At 59.2% G+C, this 22,253-nt stretch carries 15 protein-coding genes; 9 read left to right on the top strand and 6 right to left on the bottom strand.

Features of this window, described 5'->3' with window-relative positions; all coding sequences use genetic code 11:
- Window positions 1-28 precede the first annotated feature (28 nt).
- Window positions 29-712, top strand: coding sequence for a response regulator (locus FJ398_02540; protein ID MBM3836837.1), 684 nt, complete (start codon window positions 29-31; stop codon window positions 710-712).
- Window positions 713-720: 8 nt separating this feature from the next.
- Window positions 721-1,896: a PAS domain-containing protein gene (locus FJ398_02545; protein ID MBM3836838.1), complete on the top strand. Its 1,176-nt coding sequence runs from the start codon at window positions 721-723 to the stop codon at window positions 1,894-1,896.
- A 169-nt stretch (window positions 1,897-2,065) separates the two neighbouring features.
- Here the strand turns inward: FJ398_02545 and FJ398_02550 are convergent, their stop codons facing one another.
- A complete protein-coding gene (locus tag FJ398_02550) occupies window positions 2,066-5,350 on the bottom strand; it encodes a hypothetical protein (GenBank protein MBM3836839.1) in 3,285 nt (1,094 codons plus the stop codon).
- 499 nt (window positions 5,351-5,849) lie between these two features.
- Here FJ398_02550 and FJ398_02555 point away from each other — a divergent pair, with 499 nt between their 5' ends.
- The 3 genes from FJ398_02555 to FJ398_02565 all read left to right on the top strand — a co-directional run bounded on the left by FJ398_02555 (window position 5,850) and on the right by FJ398_02565 (window position 7,614).
- A complete protein-coding gene (locus FJ398_02555) occupies window positions 5,850-6,653 on the top strand; it encodes an NYN domain-containing protein (protein ID MBM3836840.1) in 804 nt (267 codons plus the stop codon).
- A gap of 80 nt (window positions 6,654-6,733) precedes the next feature.
- Window positions 6,734-6,976 (top strand): hypothetical protein, encoded by a 243-nt coding sequence (locus FJ398_02560; protein MBM3836841.1) that lies wholly within the window; start codon window positions 6,734-6,736, stop codon window positions 6,974-6,976.
- A gap of 203 nt (window positions 6,977-7,179) precedes the next feature.
- Window positions 7,180-7,614: a hypothetical protein gene (locus FJ398_02565; GenBank protein MBM3836842.1), complete on the top strand. Its 435-nt coding sequence runs from the start codon at window positions 7,180-7,182 to the stop codon at window positions 7,612-7,614.
- 227 nt (window positions 7,615-7,841) lie between these two features.
- On the opposite strand, the gene FJ398_02570 is transcribed toward FJ398_02565, so the two are convergent.
- From FJ398_02570 to FJ398_02590, 5 genes are all read right to left on the bottom strand, one after another.
- On the bottom strand, window positions 7,842-8,480 hold the full coding sequence (locus tag FJ398_02570; GenBank protein ID MBM3836843.1) for a CRTAC1 family protein: 639 nt from the start codon (window positions 8,478-8,480) through the stop codon (window positions 7,842-7,844).
- Window positions 8,481-8,501: 21 nt separating this feature from the next.
- Complete coding sequence (locus FJ398_02575) at window positions 8,502-10,244, bottom strand: VCBS repeat-containing protein (GenBank protein ID MBM3836844.1); 1,743 nt, start codon at window positions 10,242-10,244, stop codon at window positions 8,502-8,504.
- 120 nt (window positions 10,245-10,364) lie between these two features.
- Window positions 10,365-12,125 (bottom strand): tetratricopeptide repeat protein, encoded by a 1,761-nt coding sequence (locus FJ398_02580; GenBank protein MBM3836845.1) that lies wholly within the window; start codon window positions 12,123-12,125, stop codon window positions 10,365-10,367.
- Between the two features lie 78 nt (window positions 12,126-12,203).
- Window positions 12,204-14,183 (bottom strand): hypothetical protein, encoded by a 1,980-nt coding sequence (locus FJ398_02585; protein MBM3836846.1) that lies wholly within the window; start codon window positions 14,181-14,183, stop codon window positions 12,204-12,206.
- Window positions 14,184-14,277: 94 nt separating this feature from the next.
- On the bottom strand, window positions 14,278-17,973 hold the full coding sequence (locus tag FJ398_02590) for a carbohydrate-binding protein (GenBank protein ID MBM3836847.1): 3,696 nt from the start codon (window positions 17,971-17,973) through the stop codon (window positions 14,278-14,280).
- A 683-nt stretch (window positions 17,974-18,656) separates the two neighbouring features.
- Between FJ398_02590 and FJ398_02595 the strand changes: the two genes are divergently transcribed.
- From FJ398_02595 to asnS, 4 genes are all read left to right on the top strand, one after another.
- Window positions 18,657-19,172, top strand: coding sequence for a hypothetical protein (locus FJ398_02595; protein MBM3836848.1), 516 nt, complete (start codon window positions 18,657-18,659; stop codon window positions 19,170-19,172).
- A gap of 175 nt (window positions 19,173-19,347) precedes the next feature.
- A complete protein-coding gene (locus tag FJ398_02600; protein MBM3836849.1) occupies window positions 19,348-20,067 on the top strand; it encodes an HAD family phosphatase in 720 nt (239 codons plus the stop codon).
- A 22-nt stretch (window positions 20,068-20,089) separates the two neighbouring features.
- Entirely contained in the window at window positions 20,090-20,503 is a 414-nt protein-coding gene (locus tag FJ398_02605) for a clan AA aspartic protease (GenBank protein MBM3836850.1), read from the top strand.
- 42 nt (window positions 20,504-20,545) lie between these two features.
- Window positions 20,546-21,931, top strand: coding sequence for an asparagine--tRNA ligase (gene asnS, locus FJ398_02610; protein ID MBM3836851.1), 1,386 nt, complete (start codon window positions 20,546-20,548; stop codon window positions 21,929-21,931).
- Window positions 21,932-22,253: the final 322 nt, after the last annotated feature.

The raw sequence follows: 22,253 nt of genomic DNA on the forward strand, positions 1-22,253 counted from the left end.
GTCATCTCAGCTATGTAGGCACGAACCGATGAAACCAAAAATCCTGGTGGTGGATGACGAACCGGCCGCCCTGGAATTGATCGAGTTCAATTTGCGCGCCGGTGGATTCGATGTCGTCACCGCCGCGGATGGGGCCGAAGCGCTCCGGAAATCGCACGCCGTTGTGCCCGCGCTCATCGTTCTCGATTTGATGCTCCCGGAGGTGGACGGGCTCGAAGTCTGCAAAATGCTGCGCCGCAGTCCGGCCACGGCGGCCATTCCGATCATGATGCTCACGGCGAAGGCCTCGGAAGTGGACCGGGTCATCGGGCTGGAACTGGGCGCCGACGATTATGTGACGAAACCCTTTAGCCCGCGCGAACTGGTTTTGCGGGTGAAGAATTTGCTCCGCCGAGGCCAGGCTGCTGAAGGCAAACAGGAACTGATCCACGTGGGCCAGCTCTCGATTGATATTCCGCGCCATCAGGTCACCGTCCGCGGGCGAAAGATCGAACTGACTTCAACGGAATTCAAACTGCTGACTCTCCTGGTGCAACGCCAGGGCCGGGTCCAGACCCGCGAGCAATTGCTCAAAGACGTCTGGGATTACGACACGTTGATCGACACGCGCACGGTGGATACCCACATGCGGCGGTTGCGGGAGAAGCTCGGCCCGGCCGCCAAACATCTCGATACCGTCCGCGGCGTCGGGTACCGCTGCGTGGAAGAGTGATTCTTCCGATGTGGCCGATTTACTTTTTCCTCGTTCTGGTCGGCCTGGTTCTTCTGGACGCCTGGCGGCGGGAGCGGCGCCACCAGAAGCAACGGGCGCAGGAGCGGGAAGAATACACCGCGACCATGCTGCGCCAGCAAAAGCAGACCAATGCGGAAGCCCAGGCGCGGCAACAGGCCTTGTTCAACAGCATGGTCGAAGGCGTTCTCCTGCTGGGGTCGGACGGCAAAATCCAGCTCACCAATCAAACGCTGGCCAAACTTCTCGACCTCGCGTCCGACATTCGGGGCCAAACCATCGCCGAAGCGTTGCGCTGGCCGGCGTTGACCGACCTGGTCGCAAAGGTCGCCGGCGAAAACCGCGCCGTGGAAACCGAGCTTGAGTTCCATGGCCGGGAACCGCGCTGCCTCGAAGTAGATGCCACGGCCTACATCGACCAGGACGGCAAACCGCAGGGGATTATTCTGGTGTTTCACGACATCACGCGCCTCAAAGAATTGGAGAACACCCGCCGCGAGTTCGTCGCCAACGCCAGCCACGAACTGCGCACGCCGCTTTCCATGATCAAAGGCTACGTCGAGACTTTGCTGGACGGCGCGAAAAGCGATCCCGAACAACTCACGCGCTTCTTGCAGATCATCGACAAACACGCGGACCGGCTCACGTATCTGATCGAAGACCTGCTCACGATCTCGAAACTGGAGAGCGGCCAGATTGTCATGAACGCGCAGCGGGTGAACTTGCGCGAGCAGGCACAGCGCGTGGTGGAGGATTTGCGCGCCCGCGCCGGCGAGCGCCAGGTGACCGTCGAGAATCTTCTTGCGGCCGAACTCTGGGCCCAGGCCGATGCGGACCGGCTGCAACAGGTGCTCTTCAATCTGATCGAGAACGCGATCAAATATGGCCGAAGCGAAGGCCGCGTGGTCCTGGGCGCAAAAGCGATTCCCGGCGGAATGATCCGGGTCTGGGTCCAGGACGATGGGCCGGGCATTCCGCCGGAAGCCCGGGAGCGCGTCTTCGAGCGGTTCTTCCGCGTCGATAAAGCGCGCTCGCGCGAAACGGGAGGGACCGGGCTCGGACTTTCCATCGTGAAACACATCGTCCAGGCGCACGGGGGAAAGGTCTGGGTCGAGAGCGAGGTGGGGCAAGGCAGCACCTTCTATTTGACGCTCCCGCAGGCGTGAAGCGATCCTTCGGAGGGGACGGATTAGTGGATCATGGGATTGATAAGAATCCACCAATCCATTCATCCACCAATCCAACACCCCACTCAAGCTTTTCTGGCCTTCTTCGATGGCATTGGCTCGGCGGGAGCCTCGCCCAAGCCTCGCCCCACCTTAACTGAGGGAACACTCACTGCTCCAGATTGGCGGTTTTCTCATCGCCGAGCGGCGCGGCCAACCGCACGATGGTGCCTCCTTCCGGCCCGGCGCCAATGGTGAACTGGCCTCCGATGTCCTCCATCCTTTTGCGCATGTTGCGCAATCCGTTTCTGGATCGAGCCGCCTGATTGTCCACGTCCGGGAGACCGCGCCCATCATCTTCGATTTCCAAAGCAAAAGCCGTTTGCTCCAGCCGCAGGCGAATGCGAACGCCGGAGGCTTTGGCGTGCCGCACTACGTTCGTCACGGCTTCCTTGGCCGCCAAAAACACGTTGTGCCGGACTTCCGGAGGAACGGGAGTGTTCGGCAATTGAGCCGGCACCTCCAACCGATAGCGCAATCCCGCCACCGCCAGATATTCCTGGGCGTACTTGCAGACATACGTGATCAGCGCGTCGAGCGTGTCGTTGGAGGGGTTGGCCGCCCACACGATTTCGTCGAGAGACCGCGTCGTGTCGCGCGCGGTTTGCGAGATCTGCCGGGCGTGCGCCTCCACTTCCGCGGGCGAGTCCTTGTCGCTCTCGACCAGTTCGCCGAGGAGCGCGACTTGGGTGAGGCTCGCGCCGAGTTGATCGTGGATGTCGCGCGCGATGCGGCCGCGTTCCTTCTCGACCGCCTCCTGTTGTCGGAACCGCTCAACCTGGCGCCGCAACCGCTGGGTGGAGAAATAATTCACCCCGGCCACGATTGCACCGAGCAGACTGGCTGAACCGGTCGCGAGAAACCACCAGGTCCGCCAGAACGGAGGTTCGACAATCAACGCGAGCGCGCTGCCGGTTTCATTCCACACGCCGTCCTCGTTGCAAGCTGTCACCTGAAAACGATAGTCACCCGGCGGCAACTTGCTGTAGCGCGCGACGCGCGTGTTTCCCGCCTCGACCCAGGCCGACTCGTGCCCGTCGAGGCGATATTTGAAACGCGCCTGGTCTGGCGCGGAAAGGTTGAGGCTCGCGTAATGCATCTCGACGCGTTCCCGCCCGGCCGGGACCGTGACGGTTTTGGGCAGCGTGGCGCGGAGACCATTGGTGTTCTGCGCCCGGCCGTCGATCCAGACGGACTCGATCGTCACCGGAGGCTGGTTGGTATTGGGCGCGAGCTGGCCGGGATCGACGGAGACGAGGCCTTTGATCGTGGGAAACCACAGTTTCCCGTCACGGCTGCGGCACGCGCCCGGTTGGGAACCCACGGTGCATTCCGGCGAGGGCATGCCGTCCAGCGTTCCGTAGGTGCGGCAATCCACGAACGTGGCCGCGCCGCGCGCGTAATCGGTCAACGCTTTTTTGGGAACTCGCATGAGGCCTGCGGTTGATCCAATCCACAAAAATCCATGTCCATCCTCCACCATGTAACCGACGTAATTGCTGAAGAGCCCTTCGCGGGTCGTATAGCGGGTCCACTGGTTTTGATGAAATCGGGCCAGCCCGCTGCCCGAGGTGCCGATCCACAGAACGCCTTCTTCATCGAAGTACAACGACGAGACATCCTCGCTGGGCAGGCCATCTGCTTTGTGAAAGGCAGAGAACTTCCCCTCGCGAAGGCGGTTGAGGCCGCCGCCGCGCGTGCCGAGCCACAGATTGCCATCGGCATCCTCCGCGATGGCTTGCACTTCGTCCGCTGACAATCCATCGCGCGTGGTGAAAATCCGCCAGTTGTTCGTATCCCAGCGCGCCAAACCGCCGCGCGTGCCGAGCCAGATCTGGCCGCTTCGGTCTTGATGAATCGCGAGAATTCCCGGATGCAGCGCGCGCGATCCGGCGACGGATTGGAAGCGTCCATTCTGAAATTGGAACAGCCCCCCCAGCGTTCCGGCCCAGACACGCTGGCTGCGATCTGCAAACACGGACCAAACGGAAGAATTCAGCAACCCCTCACCGCGCCCGAACCACTGCAACTCTCCGTCCTTCGCGTAGCAAGCGCCTTTGACATTGAGGCCCACGACATTGAAGCCGATCCACAGTCCGCCGTCCGGCCCTTCCGTGACGGAACGCACGGTCAAACCGCGCGATTCTCCCTGCACTTCAAAGACGTGACGTTTGACGCGATTGAGGCCGCTGCCATCGGTCCCTACCCAGAGCGTGCCTTCGTGGTCCACTTGGAGCGACAGTATGAAATTGTCCGACAAACCCTGGTTCGTGGAAAGACAGGTGGCCTGGCCTTGGGAATCGAACCAGAAAACTCCCGCGCCTTGCGTCCCGACCACGAGGTTGCCGTCGCGGTCTTCGCACGCCGCGGTGACGGGAGCGCGATTCCAGGGATACGCGCCCAGGTCGCGTTCTTTCCGATTCGTTTTCCATTTTTGGACTTTGCCATCCGCCAGGCACCAAAATCCGCCGCGCCGGCTGGAGAGCAGGAAATCCAGTTTGCGCACCGGCAATTCGTGCTTCCTCAGTAGTTCGCTGGAAGCGCCTAGCTCGCTTGGGTCGATGGCAAACAAACTCCGATCCGTTCCAATCCATAACGGTCCCGAATCTTCCGCCACAACGACGCGCACGAGGCTCGACCGCTCCGCCCCCACCAGCCATACGTCGGCGTTGCCCTCGCGATAGCGGCACAGTTGGCCGTCCGCCGTGTAAAGCCAGACCGCCCCGGCCGCGTCCTGGCATGCCGACATCAAGCGGCCTTCGCGTGAGCCGCGGCCCAGGTCCACGCTGATGATTCGGCCGTCTTTGACGAGCACGACGCCGGCGGTTTCGGTGCCGATCCAGAGGTTCCTCTGGCTGTCCTCGAAGAGACTGACAATCGGGCTGCTGCTCAGTCCCGGCGTGTTGCTCTCGTTATAGACCATGAAACGAAAACCGTCGAAGCGCGCCAGACCGTTGAGCGTTCCCAACCACAGGTAGCCATCGCGCGTCTGCGTCATGGAAATCACGGAATTCTGCGGCAGGCCATCGTCCGTCTGCCATACGTCGATCGAGAAAGGCACGCCCGACACCGCGCTCCGGCTGCTGGCCGCGGAAAGGTCGAACTCGCCGAGGAACAAGATCAGCGCCGTCATGATGAACAGATGGCGGCCGCGCCCGGAGCGTGTCTGGGACTTCAATCTTGGGTAGCACAGGCGACTCGCCGGACGGAGCGGCCGCGACGCTCGGAGGCAATAATGACGGCCTTTCCGGGAAGTCGCCTTCCGCACTCCCGGTCGGCTGGTCGCCGACCGGGGGAGGCGCGTCGCCCGCACTGCCCGTTTTTCGGATCCGCTCTTAGATGAGGATGGCGTGGATGCTGAGAAATCGAGATGCGCCCGACAGCGATTCGGCATGGCCGATTCTGCGGACGGTTTAGTCCTTCTGTAAAGACGTTTGATGGCTGCATCCCTCAGTTAAGGGTCCGTGCAAAAATAACTTCGGATTTTGGCGGAAGCGCCGCCTGGTCTGCGGCGAGGAGGGAGCGAGGGAGCATCCCCGCAGCGGGCTGTGACCGAGCGCACGACGAAGCCGCAGGCCAGGCGCCGCCCCGCCCCGAAGGGTTGGGGCTGTTTGGCTCTCTGGCGTTGTTGCTCGCTCCTTACAGACCGCGGCGGGTCTGCTCGTCGCTCGCGCCTAGCCAGAGAGCCGAACAGCCTCCAGCAAAATCCGAAGTTATTTTTGCACGGACCCTAAGGTGGAGCGAGGCTCCCGCCGAGCCAATGCCATTGAGGAAAGGCTCGGCAGGAGCCTCGCCCAAGCCTCGCCTCACCGTCGCAAACTGAGGGAGTTACTGATGCCGGACTTTTCTGATGCGTCCTCCGGGATTCTGGGGTAGGCTTCGGTTCACACAGGATGAATACACACGATTCCAATGCCACCATGGCGGTCTTTCTCGATCTTGAAAATATCGCGCTGGGCGCGCGCGACGCGCATTACCCGCGGTTCGATATTCAGAAAATTCTCGAACGCCTCCTCGTCAAAGGCCACATCGTCGTCAAAAAGGCGTACTGCGATTTCGATCGCTACAAGGAATTCAAACGCGACCTGCACGAAGCCGCCTTTGAACTCATCGAGATTCCCCATGTGCGGCAGTCCGGCAAGAACTCCGCCGACATCCGCATGGTGGTCGATGCGCTCGACCTCTGCTACACCAAGAGCCATGTCGATACGTTCGTGATCATCAGTGGCGACTCGGATTTCTCGCCGCTCGTCAGCAAATTGCGCGAGAACGCCAAAACCGTGATCGGCGCCGGCGTCAAAAATTCGACGTCGGATTTGTTCATCAATAATTGCGACGAATTCCTGTACTACGACGACATGGTGCGCGCCAAGCCCTCCAAAGCGCGGCAAAAAGCCGCGGCGAGCCCCCCGGCGGCGAAGCCCGCGGAAGGGGAGAATAAAGGACCTTCTCTCGAAAAGGCGTTCGACCTGGTCGCCGAAACTCTGGAAGCTCTCACCGAGGAACGCGACGAAGATGAAACGGTTTGGGGTTCCATGATCAAACAGGCTATCAAACGCCGCAATCCCGGTTTCAACGAGCGCGCCTACGGATTTCGTTCCTTCAACGAACTGCTCTTGGAGGCGCAGAAGCGCGGTCTCGTGAAGCTGGAAGCCGACGAGAAATCCGGCGGTTACACGGTGCACGCGGTGAATTGAGTGTTCCCTCAGTTAACTGAAGGGTTGCTGAATTGATCGAAATCTTGTTGGATCGAGCCGAACTTTGGTAGCGTCGCCCCATGGACAGCGACCCAGGCCGGCTTCACCTCTCCTTCAAACGCCCAAGGCTGAAACTCCGCCTTTGGTTCACAAACGCGCGGCGCCTTTTCCTTGCGGCGTGCTCGCCAATCTTTCTCATGGCCTTGGTCCGCGGCGCGGAATTGACGGCCGTTTTCTCGACGGCGCCGGAATCAGTCGCGAGCGGCGGTCGCGCGACCGTCTGGCTCAACGTCCTGAATCACTCCAACCGGGAGGTTCTGTAGACATGGCCGGCCAAGATCGATTGCCGAATCGTGTCTTCACACCCAACTCTCGACGGGGCGCTGGAACTGCGCCCCGCGGCTGATGCCGTGCAAAACGCAATCGCCGCAGGCGCGTTCGCTCGCAAAGAATATCTGCTCCAAATGCCTGCGACGTTGATGGGCCAGGTGATCGTTGAGTTCCCCGGTTTTCGCGCCAACTCGACTTGCAGGGCGGCCTTCGGCACGAGTCCAACGGCAAAGGAGGCGTGGATTCGCGCGCGCTGAACATCGCGTATGTCCGCCCAAAAATCACCTTCGGCAAAGACGAAGGCCTGCAACTGACTTTGCAGCCCCGCGCATGGATTTACGCCGGCGACCTCGACGATAATCCCGATCTGGCCGACTACCGGGGTTACGCGGACCTCCGGGCCATTGTCGGCTGGAAGCGCGGTCTGCAATTGTCTGCGCTGGGACGAATCGGCCATGACGGCGACAACGAAAGTGTGCAGTTCGATCTCACTTATCCGATGATGAAATTGATGTCCGGCAGTTTCAGTTTGTATCTCCACGCGCAGTACTTCACCGGCTACGGCGAAAGTTTGCTGCGCTACAACGAAAGAGAATCCATGTTCCGGATCGGCTTCTCGTTATACCGGTAGAATCGGCTGGAGACTCCGAGGCGTGACAGTCGCCCAAACGCAATCTATGCTTGCGCCATGAAAAGTCCGTTTCCAGGTATGGACCCGTATCTGGAAATGCACTGGGGAGATGCCCGCCAGATACGATGCGAGCAGGGCGACGCGGATTCTTGGCATTCGAGTGGTTCTCATTAACCTTCAAACTGGCGCGGCGCCGACCACCTCGCCGATGAAATCCGGGCCGCCAACTACTTTGCTTGAGCTCGCTGAGGAGAGGGGCTGATGCCGGGTAGGACTTGCGAACTGCCCTCGGTCAGCAGAATCGCGCGGTCGCTCGCGAGGTCGGCGAATTCCTGCTGCAATCCGCTGGGCCAGACCACGGTGAGTTGATCCACTTTGGTCGCATTACCGAGTCCCAGGTGAACGTGCGCTGGTCCTTGCGCCTTGAATCCATTTACCGGATAAAGCTCGCGGACAATTTGTTGTCCGCCAACTTTCGCGACCAACCGCGCGCCGATGCCAAGCCTATTGCTCTTTGTTCCACGCAACGACACGCGCAGCCAGTGTGTTTTGGGAAATCGATTCTCAAAAAGGAGCAGCGGTCCGCCGCCTGCCTGTCGAACCAGCAAGTCCTCCATCCCGTCGCCCGTGAAATCGACCGCCACGACCGAGCGCCCGTCCCCTTCACTGTCGGCTGCAGTGAGCGCGGAGACATCGTAAAACGTTTCTCCTTTCGAGTTCAAAAGCAGGCGGTTCCGCTCGTAACCGCTCAAGCTTTTGCCCTGGATGTTGATTTGCCAGGGATTTTCCACCCACCAATCCTTGAGCCGTTTGTCGGCTTCCTTCGGGGCTGGGATGCACGCCGCGCGATCGAAAGGCTGTGACACGACAGCCTGCCAGAGGCACGGTCACCCGTCCGGTTCTTCTTTGTTTATGCTGGCGAAACCGCTCGTCACGTAAATGTCGAGAAACCCGTCGTTGTCCGCGTCGAAAAACGTCGGGCCATAAGCCCAGCCGACGGCCCGAACGCGCAGCGCCTCGCCGGCCCGCTCGAATCTCGAACCGCCCAGATTCCGATACAACTCGCTGCCGGGGAAAAACTGTTTCATTTTCGCCATGACGTCCGGCGCGTACGCGTCCGGCGCGAGATTGCCCACAATCCGCTGCCCGGACTTGCTGTACATGTTGGCGGTGTAGATATCGATGTAACCATCGTTGTTGATATCTGCGGCCGCCAGCCCCATGGAACCGAAATCGCCGAGATCACCTTTGATCAACGGCTGCTCGGTGAAGCTTCCTTTGCCGGTGTTGACCAGGAGAATCCCGCCGCCGAATTCATTGATGACGTAAAGATCGGGAAAACTATCGTTGTTCGCGTCCAACCACGACGCCGTGAAGCACGAGCGGCGGCCGGCTCGCGCGTTGGCGCGGTCGGACACATCCTCGAACTTCCAGTTGCCCAGGTTCCGCCAGAGCTGGTTGCCCGGCCCGCCCGGACCGTCGATCCATGAATTCTTGCCGTAGCGGCCTTTCGGTCCATAACTGCGAGCCACGTAGATATCGATCAATCCGTCCTTGTCAAAATCGCCAACGGTGTAGCCAACGAGATAAGCCAGGCTGCCGAATCGGAGATTGCATTGCCGCGTGATCTCATCGAAGCGGCCACCGCCTCGGTTCCGGAAAACGCGATTGTCGAGAATCAAATCGGGCCAGCCGTCCTGATCGAAGTCGCCGAAAATGGCGTTGACCACGGAATGCAACTTGTGAGGCAGGCCGGACTTCTCCGCCATCTCCACGAAATGGCCGTCCTGCATTCGCTTGAACAAGAAGACTCCGTTAATGTCCGTGATCAGCACGTCGTCCCAGCCGTCGTTGTCCACGTCCGCCAGATAAACGCCGCCGCCTACGATCGTCGCCTTCTCGACCGGATTCCTCCAGTTGTCCCAGAGCAGGTCGGCGTCGATGCCGCGCTCCTTGCCGACCTCGGCAAACAAGTCGCGGTCGGCGGATGCCTCATAGCCTTCTATGACGCGCATGGATTGAATCCAGCCCGAATCCGAGGCAATGGCATCGACGTCCGCGATGCGGGCAAAATCGATACCGAGCTTCAGGAAGATTTCCGCCGGTTTGCCGCCCGGATAGCGGCCATAAAAGCGCAGGTTCGCATTGCCTCGCCAGGCACCAGACAGATCCTCCCGGCGGACGGGAGCCAGCTCAAGGAGCTTCATTTCAAGCTGCAGGTCGCGATCGAACCGTTTGATAAAGCCGAACAAATACGAGGCGAATTGCTCGCGAGAAACCTGCCGCGCGTCCACGGAGGATTGTTCCTTGGCTGCGGCGCGACGGACCGTCAGCGCGGTGCTGGCCGGGCTTGCTCCCTTTGCCAGGTCGAGAGTTCGGCCCTGGAAGGAGGCCGGGAAGAATTGAACGACTTTCGCGAGGTCGTTCTCGCGCAGCGCGGTTTTGAACGCAGGAAATCCTCTCTTGGACAGAGTCAGGGCGCGATGTTCGATATCCGCGAGATAGACGCGCTCCGGCTCCGCGAGTGGAAGTTCCTCGGCGACGCTCTTGCTGGCTGCGGAGCGTGGCTTGACCGCGTTCTCGGCGCAAAAAGCTTTTGGCAAGGCGCTGAACGCCAAGACCAGAGTCAAGCCGGCGAGTCTGTGCCAGCCTGGTCTCTGAAGGAGCGCAATGTTGGTCCGATGGGTCACTGGAGCGCAAATCGTATCGACCGACCTCAGGGCGAACAAGACGAAATCCGTCCAGGCGGATCACCGTGTTCTCTTGGCTCCCCTGGCTTTCAGAATCTCTTCCAGGCTCTCGCGGGAGATCGTGTCGTTGGGATTGATCGCGAGCGCACTTCGAAAGTGACTTTCTGCTTCATTGAGTTGGCCTTGTTCCAGGTGAATCAACCCCAGGTTCCCGTGCGCTTTGAAGTTCTGCGGATTGGCTCGAAGCGCGTTTCCAAAGGCCACTTTGGCCTCTGCCAGTTTCTTCTGGGTGCGCAGAAGCGATCCAAGGAAGTAATGGGCCTCGTCGAAGTCGGGCGCGTTCTCGACAGCGGCGCGCAGATAACGGAAAGCCTCGTCAAATCTCCGCTCCGACATCATCGCTTTGGCCAGTTCGGTCTGGGCCCGGCCGTCTTTTGGATTCGAGCGCAGCAAATAGGTATTATAGGCGACGGTCTCCCGGGCGACTTTGTGCTGGTAATCACGCGCCAGTGTTTCCCGGTCCTTCGCATCGCGGAGCGTGACTTGCAGCCAGAGCTCAGCCATTTCGTCCGAGGATTGCAGTCCATACTGAACGCGCCGGGGCGGCTGGTTCGGGTTGCGTGGATTTCCCAACGAATTGTCGTACACGAACTCGATGGTCAGAGTCGTGCCCCTGGGCAAGGCGACCGGTTTGGCGTACCGATAATCCCCTTGCCAGTTGAAGTTCCATTCGCGGATCAGCAGGAGCCACTGTTTGGCGCCGTTCGGCAACGTCGCATAGCTCTGGATTTTCTTGCCGAGGTAATGCGCGTGCGGCAGCACGGCAAGAACCTCGGCGTCCACCGGCAATACATAACTGTCTTTGACGGTGTAGGAATCTGCTCCGGCAGGAATGTCGATGTCGAAGGAAGTCAGCCGGATTTTGAAAGGCGTGCTGGTGGGCGGTTTGTCCGTGAAATAGAAGCCGACCGAGGATTGAACCGACTCGGGCTTGCCCGCGGGTTGCAGGTGCATTTGCAGCACCAAATCCGAGCCCTGCTCCAGTTTCCAGGCCAGCCCTTCGACGGGTTTGGCGGCGACCTTGCCAGGCTGCCAGCTCAGGAAATGGCCGTCGGGACTCTGCGCGCTGACCGGAAGGTGAATCCCGCCAAAACCGGGAGCGGCGTCCAGCGCATCCAGACGCCGCGATTCAGGCGTTGGATCAAACCGGATAAACGCGTGATGGACGACTTTGAGGTTCCCGGGGCGGAATTCGATCCCTCGGACAAAACGAGAATTCGCGATCGGAATCGGAATGGCGAAGTTGCGATAAACATCCTGGCCTTCCGCCGGCAGCGTGTGGGCTTCTGGCATTTGCACGATCAAATCGGGTTCGCCCAGGCTCCAACCTTCAGTCCAGGTCGGAGGGCTCGGAAGATCCGAAGGCTCTCCTTCAACCGCGCCTTGGGCGACCCATCGCTGAATCAATTCAATCTGCTCGGACTGAAGATTGCGCGCACCGAGGAAATCACCAACGCCAGGTTCGGGCAGCCACGGCGGCATGATGCGGCGCTGCGTGACATCGGCAATTTGTTTGGCCCGCTTCTGCGCATCGTGAAAGGTCAGGAGCGGAAAGGGCGCGGCCTGGTTCGGGCGATGGCAACTGGAACAGTGACTGAAAAGGATCGGAGCGATGTGTTTGTTGAAGGTCACCGGACCTTGCGGCTTGGCCGCGATGGCGTCGTTGGATCGCGTCCGTTTTGAACTAATCCAAACCACAAAAACGGCACACCCGGCGAGCAACGCGGCGAGCGAAAGCGAAAGCTTGGGGTGTCGAGTCATCTTTTCTCTTCGTTCATAGTGAACCGGGAAACAGCATTGAACTCTTGTAACGATGTAACGTTCTAACGCTCCGCGCCCTCACTCGATCAATTCCACCTGGCGATTGTCACGCTGCTGCAGGAGTTGGTCGATGCGCGCCCGATCCGGGTTTCCGTCCGCGTGGATTAAGACCTCCGGGCCGGTTCGGTCCAGTTTGGTCTTGTGGGTTTGTTCCCAAGATTCCAGGACGTGTTTCCGCGCGGCTGCATGATCCTGGCTCGGTCCGACATAGTCGTATTTGAGCCGATCAAAGCCGGGCAGTTGACGCAATGAACGGTAAGCGATGTAACGGACCGCCGAGTAGGGATCAGTCAACAGTTCGGCAAGGAACGGAACAAGCCAGAGTTCCCCGGACGCTTCACGCGCCGACTTCCAGCCGAGACTCCAGGCAATGAGCGCGCGTTGAGCGGCGTCTCCGCGCAACAGCCAGAGCAGCGCGGCGGAGGTATTCGTTTCGTGTTCCCCAAGATGAAGAGGTTCCTTGCCGTACCATTCGCTCAAATGGCGCGCGGTCCAGTCGAGCGTTTTGTCCAGATGACAGAGATTGCAGGCATTGGGGCGACCGGATTCCAGGCTGGTCTCCACGCTTGGACTGGCAATGCGATGGCTCCTGACCGCTTTGAGCAAGCCATAGGTGTCGTGCGGCATGTGGCAATTGTAGCATTGGCTGCCACTGGAACCCGGTTTGTGGTGTGTGTGCTGTTCGAGCCGGCTTCGGTAGGAGTCGTGACACTTAAAGCAAGCCTCGTTGCCGTTCATGCCCGCCGCCAACTGGTCGTCCGGCTCACTTCGGTGCATGGAATGGCAGGAAATGCAAGAAAGGTTGCCGCGTTCGTAACACGCCGATTCAACCAATCCATTGTATTCTCGCCCCGTCACACGAATCACACCGTCCGGCCAATAGATCATGTCGAGAAATGCGCGGTCGCGCTTCAGGGTCTCCGGAAGGCGAGGCTCGGAATCGAATTTGGATGGTTGCACGACAGGCGTGAACTTCTCCAGATCGTCACCGGGGCGGTATCGGAACCCGTTCTGCAGCCAATCTTCACGATGAACGTTCCACTTGATGCTGTGGCATTGCGCGCAGACCTGCGTGGACGCCCTGGACTGAAGGCGCTCCGGGTTCACAATCGTGGGATCGCCCTGGCCTTGATGATGGACGGAGTAACGGTGCCGGGGATCGAGGTTGCGTTTGACGTGGTCTTCCGCCGGGCCGTGGCACGATTCGCACGCGATGCCAATTTCCGCCACTCGAGTGGAGTAGAGGCCGGTTCGGAGATTCTGCCTCGGCTGGCCGGTCGTGCTGTGGCACTGAATGCAGTTCAAATTCCAAATCTGAATCGGGGACGGCTGGGTCGGGTCGCGGATAAAAGTGTCCTTTCGCGGAACCCAGCGCCCCTCTTCAATAAGCCACGCGAACGGAAAAGCGAACTGCACGTTCCCGTAGCGCGAACTTGGAACCCAGTACGCCTGAAAATGGTGGGAGCCTGTGAGCAGGCTGATTCGCTTTTTGGTGCGGGGTGGATTCAGGGTTCGAGCCGGCGGGGTTTTCCGCGCGCCAGTCGCGAAATCCAATTCCGCTTTAGCCCGATCGTGTTTCCAGTCGGGATCGACCATTTCCGCCCAGAATTCGTCGCCGTGCTGTTCCAACACGAACTTCTCTCCGTCCACTTCCAGCGTGCAGTTGAATGGGGCCATGACACTCATCTCGGATGGTGTTTGCGTCATCGTCCGATGAAAACTTCGATGCCAGCTTTCGTACTGCTTCGGATGACAGGACTGGCATTTGTCGGAAGACACGTAGCCGGAGAACTCGCTTTGATCGGGGATGCCATTGGTAAGGGACTCTCGCGCCTGAAGCCTGGCCAAGGCGCGGCTATCCCATCTTTTGGCGGCGCCGAACATCAAACCAGCGCCCGCGATGGCGAGGCCCGCTGCCAGGATGCTTGACCTCCATGATCTCGTCAGCAACGGAACCAGGCCCGCGACCGCGATACTACAGAACAACAGCCATTCCATCGTCTTTTGCCACAGGAATTGCCGGATTTCGCTTGCGTGTAAAACAAAAAAGGCCGGGCACCCGCCCGGCCTTTCTGCTTAACAATGTCAGCTCCTACTGCCGTAAGCGGTAGAATTTTCCACTCCCCGTTGTCGGGGCGCTGAATGGGCTTTTGGCGTTGGCCACTGCTGACCACGGACCTGTGACAGAGTCTGCGGATTCCAGGGTCGCAGTGCCAGTCCACTCGATCTTGATATTAGCTCCGTCGCGCGCGGCTGCCAGCTTCGGACCAGACGGGGCCGGAGGGCCAGCCGGAATGAACAGGAGATAGTTGATGTCCAGATTGACCGGACCGGTTGGACCGACCGTGAAGCGCAGCGTTTTTTCGCCCCCGAGGGTGACCTTCGCCGCATTCCCTGCGTCGTCGCGGAATGCAACGAACGTAAAGGTATCCCAGTTGCCCGTAGTCGGCACATTCACCGAGCCGATTTTCTTGAGCGTCTGGTTCGGCGTGCCGTGGCCAGCCGTCACTTCATCCAGTTGAGCTTTGATGGGATTGTTGGGTTCACCAGACGAGAGTCGGCCAATCACATAGTAGTCGCCCGCCGGTGTTTGGCGCGTGTAGTTGTACCAGTCGCCGGCATCGTTCCAGCCAACGATATGGTTCACTTTCACATCGAAACCGGCGCGAGTCAAACCGTCTGTGCCGGGTTTGCCCGCTTCCACTCCCGTGGCTTTGCGATAGACGGGTTGGTCGTTACCTGGCGAATCGTTCCAGTCAACTCCGCGTGTGCCGCCTTTGTCCTTGTACAACCCGCCAGCATACGCGCCCGTAACCCCGATCGGTTGATCGGTCACGTATTTGCCGCCATCGAAGTCGAAGTCTTCGGCTTCAATGTACAGAGCCCCAGTCTGAGCTGTAAGCGGAGCCATCAACAAACCCAAATCGCTCGTCGCCGAGCCTTCAGCGTTCTTGACGGTGACCCGGTAGCGCCCGATATCGCTGGCGGAGAAGCTGCTGATTGTCAATGTGTCGCTGGTCGCGCCTTTGACGTCCACACCATCACGCTGCCACTGAAAGGAAAGCGGCTCTGAACCGAGCGAACTGACTTTCAATGTAGCCGGTGATCCGAAAGCGATCGTTTGGGACTCAGGATCCTTCGTTATTGTTGGTTTGCCACCCGATGGATCAACAAAGTGCCCAATGAGATTGCCCCCGAGCGGAGCAGAGCCGTCTGCCGGAAGCGGTGCGCCTTCCAGCCTCCATGTGATAGCCCCGTTATCGCCACCGCCACCTTCCTTGTAGAGGAGTTCCGTGTAATAGCGCCGACCCGCGGTGAGAGAAATGAATCCCGAACGGTTCTCGCAAGCATCCGGACAACCAGGCCGCCGATCTACCGAAGTCCAGGCCCGCACAGCGCCCCATTGCGGTTCGGTTGCGACCAGGGCTTTGTTGACGGGATTGTCGTCGGTGCTGACCCATAATTCTCCGTTGTCATCTGTGGAGAGGAAGAATTGGTAGCGACCCGTCGTCGCGGGAATGACGTAGCCGCTCAATCTTACGCCGTAGGATTCATCGTAGTTAGTAACTCCTTCAAACAGATTCATGTACCTGACCTCGTCCGGTTGGTCGTTCTTGAACTTGTCTGAGTCGGTCAGGGCCGAGACCGCGTTTCCGCCAATTCCTCGGAAGGCTTCCCACTTCGCCAATCCGCTCGTGAACTTGAATGAACTGAACGCTTTCGTGGCACCGGCCGTCGCGATGGGATTCGCCGGAGAGGCCGTGTCGGTGACATTCTTGACCGTCAAGGTGTACGGGGTGTTTTCCGCTTGCTTGCTGGTGGTCAGGACAATGGTGTCGGGCTTGGTTTGCTTGGCGGCGCTGATCGTCAATCCCGTGATCGCGTAATTGGCGGCTGTTGTCGCCGTCGCCGCATTTACGGCCTCGCTGAAAACGACCGTCACCTGCGTGAACTTGTCGCTGCCAGTCACTTTGGCGACGGCTGGAGGCGTCTTGTCTTGAGTCACCGTCAAGGTGACTTCGGCGCTCTCCGCGACCGCACCCGGAGCAGCCGCGATCGCCTTGATCTTCGCCCCATTGTCCGCCAACTTCACCGGACCCACAGTTATTTCCTTTGCGGTGGTTGCGAGCGGTACGCCATTCTTCGACCAAGTGAACACCAAGGGCGTGTGCGAGGCCGTGGCGTCCACGCTAAACTTGACCACGTCGTTTTCCGCAACCGTCGCCGCCACTGGTTGTTTGGTGATCGTCACGCTTCCCTTCGAGGGCATCATCGCCGCAAGGAACGCGCCTGAAATCGGCTGAAGCGTGGCCGCGGCAGCAGGATCGCCAACCTTGCGGAACGCAACCATGGCCCAATCGCCACCGCCACCTTCTTTATAGAGCAGTTGAATGAAATAGCGCTTCCCGGCCTGCAACTGGATCGGAGCAGAGGTCTCGGTTGCGCCGGTCTCTTCAAAGGCGCCGCAGCAGCCAGTCTCTTCGGCGATTTGCTGCAAATTGGCTTCTTTGTCATCGGTGCTCAGGAACAATTGGGACGCGTCATCGCTCCGAGCGAAGAATTCGTACTGGCCGGTCTCGGGTGGCGAGAACAACCCCGAAATCCGGGCGCCGTAAGCTTCGTGGCTGTCATCCGGGAACGCGTTCCTGCTGTTAAAAGAAGAGATATAGTAGGTCTCCCCTGGTGCGTTTGCGGCGTAATTTGGATCGTCCAGAAGGTTCTGGACAGGGTTCCCGGGGATGCCCGGGAAGTAATCAAACTTCAAGAAGCCCGGAGTCAGGATCGGTGGCCCAACCGCCAGCACGGTCAGAATCGCTTCCTTACTGGTGATGTTTTGTCCGCCCGCGGTCACGGTGACGGTTATTTTGGCTCCGTTGTCTGCCACGGCCACGTTGGCCAAAGTGAGCTCTGCGGAAGTCGCTCCAGCGATGTTGCTCCCGTTTTTCTTCCACTGATAGGTGATGGGAGAGTCGGGACCAAGGCTGTTGTGATTGACAGAGAATTTAGCGGTCGAGCCCGCATCGCGCGTCGAAGGCTTAGGATCGACGGTGATCTTTAGCGTCGTGTCCGCAACGGCAGAAAGAATGTCGCCCGTGAGCGGCGCTGCGCCTGCCTCAGGATCCGCATCTCCCTTCTTGATCCATGTCACCGCCAGATTGTCGCCGCCGAGACCTTCCTTAAAGATCGCTTCGATGAAATACTTCTTGTTGGCTTCCAATTTTACAGGATTGGACCGGTTTTCGCATTTTGTGCCGCCGTTGTCCGGACAGCCAGGCCTTCTGCTGGTGGCTACCCAGGCGCGCACGCCGTTCCACTCGGGCTCAAGGGCCAGGAGCTTCTTGTTGGCCTCTTTGTCGTCGGTGCTGAGCCACAATTCACTCGGATCGTCCGAAGCAACGAAGAACACATATTCGGCGGTATCTTTTGGCGTCAGAAAACCCCACAGGCGGGCGCCGTAGTTATCATAAACGTTTCCGGGCGGTGGGCTGCCGTCGTCCGCACCGGGCGGGAACTCGTAGAACTTCAAGAACCGTGTTTCGGTGGGATTGTTTGGGTAGCGCGGATCATTCGTCACATTGGCCACAGTGTTGGCTGTGGAAATGTTGAAGAATAGGTCGCCACGGATAACGCCTTTGAATTCCTTCGTCTGGGCAAAAACGTCGGAAGGCGCCAAGGCAAGAACGGCAATGAGCGGGGCAACCGCCTGGAGCAGTCTTTTTCGCATATGAGTCCTCTGATGTTGGCAACGCAATAAAGACAGGAAAGCAAAGACGCCGTGGACACTCATCCACGCATCAACCACGTAACTGGTTTACGACTTTCGCTGCCTTCGTCACGGGAATTGTTTGTTTTGGTACCGGCTGTATGTTCGGGAACTGGGGCGGACTTCACCATAATTTGCCCATGAGGGCAACAGAAAAGTGGCGAAAAATCTTGTCCGAGCTGTCGCCAAATCTGGTGACAGGTTCGCCGCAACTTCCCATGAAGCAACCCACCCCTTCGCCCCTCCCAGGGGGGGGAACTGAACTCTGCGACGTCGAACGAAGATCCCCTCCTGGGGAGGGGAAAGGGTGGGTTCATGGCCCGTGAGCAGGTCCGTGAGGAACAGAAAGCTTCCCAAGAACACGACGGTAGAGCTGCGTTGCCGCGCAGCCGGTCTGCTGTCGAGTCGGCGGCGCAGCAGCACCGCCCTACCGGGCGATGGGAACTTTGTCCCACAATTTGTCGCAGCCTTTGTCCGGTTTGTTTTCCGCGGGAAATCGACAAAGCTTCAAACAAAGTTTCAGACAAAAGCGGAGAAAACCGCATAAGCGGCGTTGCGGGGACGCGCCGGGTCGGAGACCGGCGCTCCGCACCACAGATTTGCCGAACCGTTTTGGGAACGCGTTAATTTCTTGCCAGCCTTGAATTGAGTTGAACAATGTCCCGCGACAACGGTTCGGCGTTCTGTGTCTTATTCAACGCCTTCGCATGAATCTTGATGCCCAACAAAAGGAAAAGGTAGAGGCCTGGATCCGGGAAGGTCTCTCGCTGTCGCAAATCCAAAGCCGGCTGGCGTCGGAGCTTGGCCTTTCTTTGACCTATATGGAAGTCCGTTTCCTCCTGGACGACCTGAAGCTGAAGCCGCGCGACAAGGAAGATCCTAAGCCGGGAGAAGTCGGCCTCGCCGCGGCCCCTGGCAAGACCGCCCAACAAGGCGGGCCAAAGGCTCCTGCCCCCCGGCCAGGCGGACGCACGCCTGCTCCTCAATCGACGACTCCAGCCGCGGATGGCCGAGTCTCGGTCACTGTGGACCAGGTCGCCCGTCCCGGCTCGCTTGTAAGCGGACAGGTGTCCTTCACGGACGGCAATTCCGCTGAATGGTACCTCGATCAATTCGGGCGCCTGGGGCTCGCGCCAAAGCAGACCGGTTACAAGCCCTCTCAGCAGGACCTGATGGCTTTCCAAGCCGAGCTTCAGAATGAACTGGCAAGACTGGGGTTTTAGGCGTGGGCCAAGCAGCCAGAAATTCTCATGATGACTGCTTCTGATGAAGGCGCACGTTTCCATGGTAGGGCAAGTCCGTCCCGGCGAGCCGGGTTCGACGTAGTGGGAACACGTGCGAGGCGGCTCGCTTGGGACAAGCTCGACCTACCGAAGTCAAGCTGAGAATTGCTGCCAAGTGTCTTCCTGGGCTGCCATATTCGATTGGGATGGAGTCATCATTGATTCCTCGCGCCAGCACGAACAAAGCTGGCAAAGATTGGCCGAGGAGCGAAAACGTTCCTTGCCGTCAGGGTTCTTTCTTCGGAGCTTCGGGATGAAGAACGAGCGAATCATTCCCGAATTGCTCGGATGGACCGCCGACGCGGATCAAGTCCAGAAGCTCTCGCTGCGCAAGGAGGCGCTCTATCGTGAAATCATCGGGCGAGAAGGCATCTCGCCGCTGGCAGGGGTGGAGAATCTCCTGCGTCAACTTCAGCGCGACGCGGTTCCATGCGCCGTCGGGTCTTCGACGCCCCGGGAGAATATCGACTGCGTGATCGACATGCTGGGGATTCGCGAATTCTTCCGGGCCATCGTTTGCGGCCAGGATGTCAAGCACGGCAAGCCAAATCCCGAAGTGTTCCTGCTCGCCGCCCGCAAGCTCGGCACGCCGCCGTGCCAATGCGTGGTTTTTGAGGACGCCCATGTCGGGATCGAAGCGGCTCTCGCCGGCGGCATGAAAGTGGTGGGCGTTGCAACCACCCATCCACCCGAATCTCTGAAGGGCGCGGACCATGTTGTGGGCCGGTTGGATGAACTGAGGGTCTCTCAGTTGCGGAAATGGTTTCAGTCGCAGAAAAAGCCCAATCAAGGCGCAGGATCCGGTCGTATGGGGGAGTCATTTGCCAAACCGTGACGAAAGAGTAAAGTGACGCACCATGGGCAGGATTGTTGTTAAAATCAAACTGGCCAACTACCTGGACGAGCAGTTGAAGAAACTCAAGCTACGCAAGGAGAAACCGCGTTCGCTTGAAACCGACGCGCTCGTGGACACCGGGGCAACCCGACTGTATCTGAAATCGAGCGCCATTCGCGCGCTAGGCCTGAGAAGGGAGGGCACTGTTACCTCCAAAACGACGAATGGTTCACGCAAACGAGGTGTTTATCAGCCTGTACGCTTGGAACTCATGGGCCGGCACGGCGCGTTCCAGGTGGTCGAGGTAGATGACGACGTGCCCAACTTGCTTGGTCAAATCCCTCTCGAGTATCTGGACTTCGTGGTCGATCCGAAACGCCAAAAGCTCATTCCCAATCCCGAACACGGCGATAAACAGATGAGCGAGGAATACTGAGGGGCTGGTGTTGAATTTCCGCGCGTGGCACAAACAATCACTATCGTGCAGAGAACACTGGTCAAAGACGCACTTCACTCGGAGTCGCCGATCCCCGCATTGCTTGTTCAGGGCTGGATCAGGACGCGAAGGGATTCCAAGGCGTTTTCCTTCGTGGAGATCAACGACGGTTCTTGCCTGAAGAACCTTCAGATCATCGTGGATGCCGCGCTCCCGGACTACGCCAAGATCGAGCAACTCACCACCGGCGCCGCGATTTCCGTCGAAGGCAAGCTCGTTCCCTCCCAGGGCAAAGAACAGAAATGGGAGATGGTCGCATCCAGCCTCCATGTCCTCGGTCCAGCCGATCAAACATATCCCCTGCAGAAGAAGGGCCACACGCTGGAATACCTGCGCGAGATCGCCCACTTGCGTCCGCGCTCGAACCTCTTCGGGTGCGTGCTGCGCGTGCGAAGCCGGCTTGCCTACGCCATTCACACTTTTTTCCAGGAACGGAATTTTGTGTACGTTCACACCCCCATCATCACGTCGAGTGACTGCGAAGGGGCGGGCGAACTGTTCCGAGTCACGTGCATCGATCCGGCTAAACCGCCGTTCCACGAAGGAAAGGTCGATTACACGAAAGACTTTTTCGCGCGGCCGACTTACTTGACCGTGAGCGGGCAATTGGAAGGCGAAATCCTGGCGTGCGCGCTCTCGAACATTTACACCTTCGGGCCGACCTTCCGCGCGGAGAATTCGAACACTTCCCGCCACGCCAGCGAATTCTGGATGATCGAGCCGGAAATGGCCTTCTGCGACCTCCATGGCGACATGGATCTGGCGGAAGAATTCGTGAAATATTTGATCAAGGATTTCCTGGCCCATTGCCGCGAGGATCTGGAATTGTTCATCCGGTTCGTCGATAAAGAACTGCTGCAGCGGCTGGAGTTCGTGCTGAACCGCCCGTTCAAACGGGTCAGTTACACCGAAGCCATCGATATTCTGGCGAAGTCGGGGAAGACGTTCGAGTTTCCCATCCAGTATGGCGCCAATCTTCAGTCGGAACACGAGCGTTTCCTGACCGAGGAACATTTCAAATGCCCGGTGACGGTTTTCAATTATCCCAAGGAAATCAAACCGTTTTATATGCGCGCCAATGACGACGGCAAAACGGTGGCGGCGATGGACGTGCTTGTGCCGCGCATCGGCGAAATCGTCGGTGGCAGCCAGCGCGAGGAGCGGCTGGACGTGCTTCAAGAAAACATGGTGCGCCACAACATGAATCTGGAGAATTACGCCTGGTATCTGGACCTGCGCCGCTACGGAACCGTGCCGCACGCGGGTTTCGGCCTTGGCTTCGAGCGCATGCTCATGTTCGTCACGGGTGTTGGAAATATCCGCGACGTGATCCCGTTTCCCAGGACCCCGGGGCACGCGGAGTTTTAGCGAGTCCGACTCTGAACTCTGAAGTCGCCCGCCAAACACGCGAACCACGCGATACAGACCGAGGCCATGGAGACTCCCCTCGCTTTCCGGCTTCGTTTCTCCTCAGAGCCCTGGCTATGCTCCTTCGTCGTGCCTCGCCAGAAAGCGAAATCACCTCCAGCAAAACCGGAATTTATTTTTGCACAGACCCTTAGCCGTAACTATTCAGTAGTGCATCACTTTTAGGGCACACGCCACCTCCGTGCCGTCAACCGACTGACCGGTCCAGACACACACAGCGCGCCGAACTTTCGCGGCCGCGACAGGTTCAACGCTCTGGACC

The organism is Verrucomicrobiota bacterium, assembly GCA_016871535.1.
Classification (GTDB): domain Bacteria; phylum Verrucomicrobiota; class Verrucomicrobiia; order Limisphaerales; family SIBE01; genus VHCZ01.